General features: G+C 43.0%; 7 protein-coding genes and 1 pseudogene. 4 read left to right on the top strand and 4 right to left on the bottom strand.

The window, feature by feature from the left end:
• Nucleotides 1-13 precede the first annotated feature (13 nt).
• A complete protein-coding gene (locus F7734_RS23415; RefSeq protein ID WP_243147038.1) occupies nt 14-1,015 on the top strand; it encodes a transposase family protein in 1,002 nt (333 codons plus the stop codon).
• A gap of 317 nt (nt 1,016-1,332) precedes the next feature.
• Here the strand turns inward: F7734_RS23415 and F7734_RS23420 are convergent, their stop codons facing one another.
• The 4 genes and pseudogenes from F7734_RS23420 to F7734_RS63775 form a co-directional block, all read right to left on the bottom strand.
• Nucleotides 1,333-3,039, bottom strand: a complete 1,707-nt coding sequence (locus F7734_RS23420; protein WP_166481969.1) for an IS1634 family transposase — start codon at nt 3,037-3,039, stop codon at nt 1,333-1,335.
• Between the two features lie 36 nt (nt 3,040-3,075).
• Complete coding sequence (locus F7734_RS23425) at nt 3,076-3,447, bottom strand: hypothetical protein (RefSeq protein WP_155745916.1); 372 nt, start codon at nt 3,445-3,447, stop codon at nt 3,076-3,078.
• A 544-nt stretch (nt 3,448-3,991) separates the two neighbouring features.
• Entirely contained in the window at nt 3,992-4,132 is a 141-nt protein-coding gene (locus F7734_RS23430; RefSeq protein ID WP_155745917.1) for a hypothetical protein, read from the bottom strand.
• Between the two features lie 709 nt (nt 4,133-4,841).
• Nucleotides 4,842-4,925: pseudogene (locus F7734_RS63775) on the bottom strand (sugar phosphate nucleotidyltransferase); the annotation flags it as partial.
• Nucleotides 4,926-5,320: 395 nt separating this feature from the next.
• On the opposite strand from F7734_RS63775, the gene F7734_RS23440 reads away from it, so the two are divergent.
• The 3 genes from F7734_RS23440 to F7734_RS23450 all read left to right on the top strand — a co-directional run.
• Nucleotides 5,321-6,415: a hypothetical protein gene (locus tag F7734_RS23440; RefSeq protein WP_155746895.1), complete on the top strand. Its 1,095-nt coding sequence runs from the start codon at nt 5,321-5,323 to the stop codon at nt 6,413-6,415.
• Nucleotides 6,416-6,469: 54 nt separating this feature from the next.
• Nucleotides 6,470-6,784: a hypothetical protein gene (locus tag F7734_RS23445; RefSeq protein WP_166482101.1), complete on the top strand. Its 315-nt coding sequence runs from the start codon at nt 6,470-6,472 to the stop codon at nt 6,782-6,784.
• A gap of 107 nt (nt 6,785-6,891) precedes the next feature.
• The coding region (locus F7734_RS23450) for a leucine-rich repeat domain-containing protein (protein ID WP_207714188.1) at nt 6,892-7,466 on the top strand (575 nt) is incomplete at its 3' end.

Here is a 7,466-nt window from a genome sequence, read left to right on the forward strand (position 1 = left end):
AGCATTAGAAATATTGAAACAGGCTTCGACTGATGATTTAATAGGAGCCAATCGTCGTTTTAGTCTATTAAAACCTTATTTAGATGAACAATCAGTAGCAACTGGTACGCCAAAAGAAAGGTCTTTGAGGCGTTGGCTCCATAATTACTGGCAAGCAGAACAGAAGTACGGTTATGGCTATTTGGGATTAATATCGTTAGACAAACGTAAAGGCAATCGAGATAGAAAACTGCCCAAACATATTATAGAACTGTTAGAAAAATTTATCAGTGATGAGTATGAAAATAAAAAGCAGAAAAGTAAACAAGCCGTTTATTCTTCATTTGTTAATACTTGCTTAAAATCTGGAATTAGTGATACTCAAATTCCCAGTTATAAAACTTTTATAACAGAAATAAAAAAACGTCCTACTTATTCAAGATTAGAAAAACGTTCAGGGACTCGTGCAGCGTATGAAAGTGAAGAATTTTATTGGGAACTAGAATTATCTACACCTAGACATGGCGATTTCCCTTTTCACATTGCTCACATTGACCATACAGAGTTGGACATTGAACTAAGATGCTCTAAAACAGGAAAAGTTCTAGGGAAGCCTTGGCTAAGTTTATTAGTAGATGCATTTACAAGGAGAATTTTAGCAATTTATATCAGCTATGACCCTCCATCTTATCGTTCTTGCATGATGGTATTGCGAATTTGTGTTCAACGCCATTCAAGACTACCTCAAACAATTGTAACTGATAATGGCAAGGAGTTTTACAGTACTTACTTTGAAACATTACTAGCAATGTTTGAATGTACTTTGAAAAGACGACCCCCAGCAAAGCCTCGATTTAGTAGTGTTTGTGAGAGATTATTTGGAACAACAAATACTCAGTTTTTGTATAACTTAGCAGGTAATACTCAAATTACCAAAAAAGTCAGATTAATGACTAAATCTGTAAATCCTAAAAATCTTTCTGTTTGGACTTTAGGACTGTACGTTCGCTCATTTTGTGAGGGGGGGACGAATTAAAACCTTAGTGTGTAAGGTTTTAACGTGATTCTGGATCTGACGATCGTGATACCGTGTAATACTTGGAAAAAGATTTGTCAGCTTAACGGTGTATCACACGGAACAAAGGAAGCAGATTATCCGTGTAATATATGGAGAGCGGAGAATGCACAAAAAAGATTTTAAGAGTACAGGCTCTTCGGTGTAATACATGGAAGAAGAGCGCTATTCAAATAGGACTTACGGTGTAATACACGGTGGGGGCTGATGTTGAAATGGGACATTCAATTCCGTGTCTTATTGTCAAGGAGTGCTGATTTTATAGGGGGAAGACGTAATTATGTAGGGCTTTGCACTTGTTCTAGCTGATAAAGGGACTCAGGCATTTTTATTAAGGAGAGAATTTGTTTTTGCAGATCGGACAGAGGCGTGATGAAGATGGTAGAATCAGGGAGAAAATAGAGAGTTAAATTGCAAAAAGCCTTAAGCATTCGCTCCGCAGATGGGCGATTGGTTTTTCGCTTTGGATTGCCATCATAAAGACCAGCTAAAGATTGTTGAGTTTGCTCAAGAGCCAGCCGTACCACAAACTCCATTACTGTAAATACGCGCAAAGCTATGTTCAAAATGAACATTAAGCCAGTAATTCGGTCTTCGTTTTGGAAGTAAATGGGTAAGGCTGGCAAAGAACCTCTTTTAAAACGGTGAAACCCACGCTCCAAAAGCCATTCATCCCGGTAATACATTACAGCTTGTGGTAGGGTCAGTCGAGTGGTCGGGGCATTGGTGACATACAATCGCCATCCTGCCAAGGTTTCTGCTTCCTTAATCGCAGTATCAATCGGATGTATATGAAGTTGAAGACATATCTTAGTCACGCACTCAGTTGGAGAGTTTTTTGATGGTCGTCCCCGTCCGACATGGCGAGTTTGGTGAGTGATTTCTTCTGTAATTGTGGTTGAGAAAAAATCGTTGACACGATAGCGCGTGAGAATGTTTTCTACTTTCTGGGTGAGTTGAAAGCGATCCTCTCCTGGTTTGGCTGCTAATTTATCCAGAGCAGTTTGTGCATTGTTAATGCGTTGCTGTTGACCACGGATAATAGATGCTGCAAGGCTTTGGGAATAAACTACTAAGTAGCGTTCATGCCAACGTACCCACTTGTTAGTTTCTTCGTTGAACCAAAACTTGCCTAACTCTACTTCAAAGCCTTTTCCCACAGCAGGTTCTTCTTCATCAAGTCGCGGTAAACGAATCTCCACAGTTTCTGCTGGCGGGGAGAGTACCCATTGCTTCAGATATTGGGGGTGTTGCCCACTCATGGGTACAGGAACGCAGTAAATCCCTCGGTTTGCTGCAATGGTGGCGCGGGTTGCAATCGAGCCTGCTTTACAATCAGCGATGAAGACAAAATTTTTGTGTCCAATCACCTTTACCATTTGTTGCCAGGTAGGAAAATATAATGGATCATCAGCTCCATTCCCTTCTAGGGTGGCACTGACCAAAGGCATTCCCATTGGGTCAAGGGTTGCTAGTAATTGACGGTATTGCAGCAAGTCTGGGCGAAAATCTTTGGAGTACCCATGACGCAGTAGACTTTCTTCTGGCGATTCTCCCTGTTGATGATTCACACTAAAACTAGTTGTATCAGCTCGTGCCACAACAGTCGGCAATTCGTAGGCACGAATTAGATGCCGTCCTAGCTTTACTTCTATTTCCAACCTGGCTTGTGACTGCAACCCTAACTCTTCGACTACCCTTGCTAATCGGTCATCACTGGCATCTTTTTCCCCTATCGACCACCCCGTACTTAACTCTAAAATCGTTCGATGTGTTTGCACCCAAGGTTCCACAGCAGACAACCTATGGTCTGACTCGGTGATGATATATGTTAATAACAATACACTCAATTGTCCGTAGCTCAGTCCTTTGTGGTTTCCGTGGGGTTCCCTCAGTTTTTGGTCAATACATTTGGCTAGATCCATCTGTTTGAGCCATTCCACGATTAACGGAATATCGTCTATCCGCTCGGAACTTATTTCCACTGTTTTTCCTCTAATCTATTCGGATTCTTGTGTATACTAGCTAATTAGTGCTGCAATAAAATGATTCAGGGCTTTAAGTGCTGCTTTGTAGCCTGGAGCTTGCTTACCTAACTTCAATTGTAGTAAAACTTGGTCACGTAAGGTTTCAAGTGTTGCCACCAACAGTGGCGTAGTCGCAAGTTCAACAACAGTAGTTTTGGCTTGATTTATCGGCTCTTTTTCCCATGTAATACTTGGACTAGCATTGTCCCTAAGCACCTGTTCCAAGTAATCAGATCTAGTCATACCAAAACATTCAGCTGCGATCCCCAAAGCTTTCCAGGTATCATCAGTTAATCTTAGTGAGCGCACTTGACGATAATCATCGTCCTTGAGCGCGAACTTCCCTTGAATGTCCCGCTTCAACATTACTCTACTCTTCTCCCGTGTATTACACCGTAATTTTAACCCTTAATCGGTATCTTTCGGACGTAATATGAAGAATTACACCCAGGGCATATTTCTGCGCGATACGGCTTGAGCCGTTAAGCTTCGCTTATCGCCTCCTTCGATGTATTACACGGAAAGACCTGACCCCTCTTACCGTGTAATACACCGTTGGGCTGACAAACCCTTCCCCAAGTATTACACGGTATCACCACTATCAGATCCACAATCACGTTGAAACCTTACACAGTAAGGCATTAATTCCTCTCACCCTTTCAACCAGGAGCAAACGCACAGCAATAAAGTCTGACACTGAAACCCTACTAAAAAAGACACTGCTCCGCTGCTTTTGGGTAGAAAACCCTTTGTTAAAGGGCAATTCCGGTAAATCTAGGTGATAACTTTATTGTCATTGGCATCCCCCTAAAAAAGGTGTGAGTTCAGTTCAGGGTAAAACTTTATTGTCAATTCAGGTTGTACAGCGCACGTAAAATCAAGGTTTCTGGGTAATACCACTCTTAGAACATTATTGTTTCTCTACACCGTGTATTACACCGAAAGTCAGTGCGATAAGCACCATGAGCGGCTTGCGCCGAAGCGATAAGCCGGGGGAGGCTTGCGCGATCGAGCGATCGCAGTCTTTTTTGTGAATTCTCTGTATTTCCATGTATTACACGGAACGTTTGATTTCCCTCGTACCGCGTAATACACCGTTAAGCTGACAAATCTTTTTCCAAGTATTACACGGTATCACGATCGTCAGATCCAGAATCACGTTAAAACCTTAGTGTGTAAGGTTTTAATTCGTCCCCCCCCTCACAAAATGAGCGAACGTACAGTAAGTGGTTATCTCTTCGATGCATAAGTGGTAAGACAAAATTAAGTTTCAGAATGCTGCGAGATGAGTCAACAACTGAAGTTTCGTGCGATACAGGCAATTGTGTCTGTTTTTTTGCAAATATGCCTGGAATTTCATACTTAGGAATCATGGGCTTTTCATTAAATTAAACGACGGGTTGAAGAAGCCCGACCAAATTTTCGGCTATTATGAGACCAACATCAATAACGTAAGTTGCTAGTTTAGTGGTACAAGCTGTATCAATATGATACAGAATTCTAACTTTTTAAGTAGTACTAAATACCGTTTTTAGGGATTTTGTACTTAAATTAACGTGCTTTCGATGACTAGCAACTTAGGTTATACATAAACAGGCTTTATTGGCTCGATAGCGTCTCTGGCGTGTCGGGCTTATTTTTGTTGCGATTCTCCTAACGTTATAATTCTCTTATATGCACATTGAAATGCACCTCCTTTAACTCACTTTTTCAGTCCCACACATCAACTCACTAACCACACCCAGTTATTGAGTATTTGGTGCGACTTTTGAACGTAACTTAGTCAGAGGATAAAGGCGGGTACCTGCACCCCTTCCAAGAATGATAGCTAAAACACTTTTCACGCTAAATTCTCCCGACGACTGCCTTTCAACTCACATCTTCAGTTTAGGACTGTCTGTAGCTGCTGATAAGGGGGAGAAGGTAGATTGTTGTATTGCTTCTGACAGAATTATGAACTATTCCTTTTACAAAACCTTATACACGGGAATACATACTGTTGCAGTTGCACACCTGTCACTTCACTATTGTGAAGTATAAAAGTTATCTAGCTGTGGTATGCTTGCACTAATCAAATGTGCCTCCGCGTAAGGGAGTGTTTGCACCACTCCCAGAGCGTATACCGAGCAGATGTTCACCCGCTATTTAAGGACACCGGGCTACTTAACATGACCGAACCATGCAGGGTGCAGGGGCAGGGGCAGGGGAGGAGGAAAATCCGTTTGGGAAGCCCCGCCCCATGCAATCGGTCTCAAGCCCCGAATTTATTCGTGGAACTGCTCCCAAACCCCTCATCCCCCATTCAAGCCCCCAAATTATTTGTGGGTTTCCCCTCCGCTCCTGCGCCCTGCCCCCTGCCTCTTCCTTGACCATTCTACAATCTGAAGCTTTGTGCGAGTCGAAATCTCTAAGAACAGAAGCGTTGAGTAAATTCTCGCCTGTGGATATAGAATCAGTGCTGACTGCAGCTAAAGTTCACAGTTTGTTTCAAGCCTTTTGGAAAAATGAGGGATGGGCTACTACTGCCCAAATATCCCAATATTATGAAGTGAGCGAAGAGGTCGTAAGACAAGCAGTAACAGCTCATAGAGATGAATTTGTGAATGCTGGTTACTCCACTCCAAAATGGTCAGAACTCAAGCAGGGAGAGAATAGTGAGACATTCTCATTTTTCAAAGGACGTAAATTACCAGCACTTTTCAATCCTCGTGCAGCCGTGCTGTTGGGAATGCTGCTGAGAGATTCTGCGATCGCTAAGGCCGTGAGAGCGGCACTGTTGCAAATTACAGAGAATTACTTTGCTCTCTCGCTGGAGATTAAACGGTTAAAAGAAGAAAATCAACGTTTGCGGGATATCATTGAGTCCAAACAGCAACAGAAGCAAGAGTCAGAGGTAGGCGTATCTTCTGAAACTATGACTTTGCTGGGAGAGATGTCGCGGGTCGTGGAAGCTTATATTGCAAGCTCAACTTCTTTAAACAAGGCGATTCACACATCTATCCACCAGCAGTCAGAAAAGTTAAGATTGGCTTTTGAGAACTTGCGGCGTTTGCACGATAAAACATTATCGCTTCCAGGGTCGTCTCAAAAAACCACTGATGAGATTGTCAATTTGGTCAAACTTACTCCTCGCCTGTCAGTAATAGAGAGGCGGCAAGCGGTCATTACCTTTCTAGAACTCATCGAAAAGCTACCAGAAGACGATGAGCGTAAAAACTGGAGTTGCAGGCAGATAGGTGCGTTCTTAGGTGTTCCATATTCAACTGTAAACAAGATTCGCCAAGAGCACGCAGGCTTGCGTGAAACTCCACTTAGATATCGAAAAGATAGTTAGCTAACCTAACTTTTCCTCAAACAAAAACCCCCACCAGTCCGGCGGGGGTTTTTGTTGCTGTCAAAATACACTCAACTGCTTAGGCTGCAAATCTCGTGGATGCGGCTCTTAGTGTGGAGCGAAAACCACCAGGGCGATACGGCGGTACTCCGTAATCGCTTCGCTTATCGCGCTCACCTACCACTCCCTCAATTCCCCATCACTGTGCAACTTGCACAGTTAATAGAAAAGCTTTGGCGATCGCTTCGCTACAGCATAGGGGCAGATCGCACTCCTAGCATAAAGACAAGGCAACTTCATTGCTGCATAAGTTTATTTCAGTTTCACCTATCAAATATTAAGAGTTTTCTTGCTAAATTTTGTGTCTAGCTCATATTCTGTTATGAGTAATAGCACGCCTGTCAAAACGATACTGATTCCTAGTGTAATTCCCACAGATTCGCCTAGATAAGGAGATTCGCTTAATTGAGGAGTTTATGACCGAGGCAGAACTGCTACAGATAATTGAACAAGCGGCAAGCGAGGGCTGGACAGAACTCGATTTGTCTGGTTGTGGGTTGACGGTTTTACCGCCATTGATTGGCAAGCTGACTCAACTCAAAAAACTGATTCTCGGTAAATATCGATATGACGAAAAGGGAAATATCATTGGGAGGATTGGGAATAACCTAAGTGCTTTGCCTCAAGAAATTGGAAGGCTCGATCGACTTGAAGAACTTCTCATAGTAGATAATCGCCTCAAAAGTCTGCCACCGGAAATTGTTCAACTCACAAAGTTGCGATCGCTCAATCTCAACGATAATCAACTGAGTGGGCTGCCACCGGAAATTGGACTCCTCACCAACCTGCAATCGCTCGACATCAGCTTTAATCAACTGAGTGGGCTGCCACCGGAAATTGGACTCCTCACCAACCTGCAATCGCTCTCCCTCAGCTATAATCAACTGAGTGGGCTGCCACCGGAAATAGTCCAACTCACCAACCTGCAATCGCTCTCCCTCAGCTATAATCAACTGAGTGGGCTGCCACCGGAAATAGTCCAACTCACCAA

The sequence above is a fragment of the Scytonema sp. UIC 10036 genome, from assembly GCF_009725235.1.

Excerpts from the sequence above, each read along its gene's own strand:
- F7734_RS23440 (WP_155746895.1), top strand. The coding sequence starts at position 5,321 with ATGCAATCGGTCTCAAGCCCCGAATTTATTCGTGGAACTGCTCCCAAA.
- F7734_RS23425 (WP_155745916.1), bottom strand. The coding sequence starts at position 3,447 with ATGTTGAAGCGGGACATTCAAGGGAAGTTCGCGCTCAAGGACGATGAT.
- F7734_RS23430 (WP_155745917.1), bottom strand. The coding sequence starts at position 4,132 with ATGGAAATACAGAGAATTCACAAAAAAGACTGCGATCGCTCGATCGCG.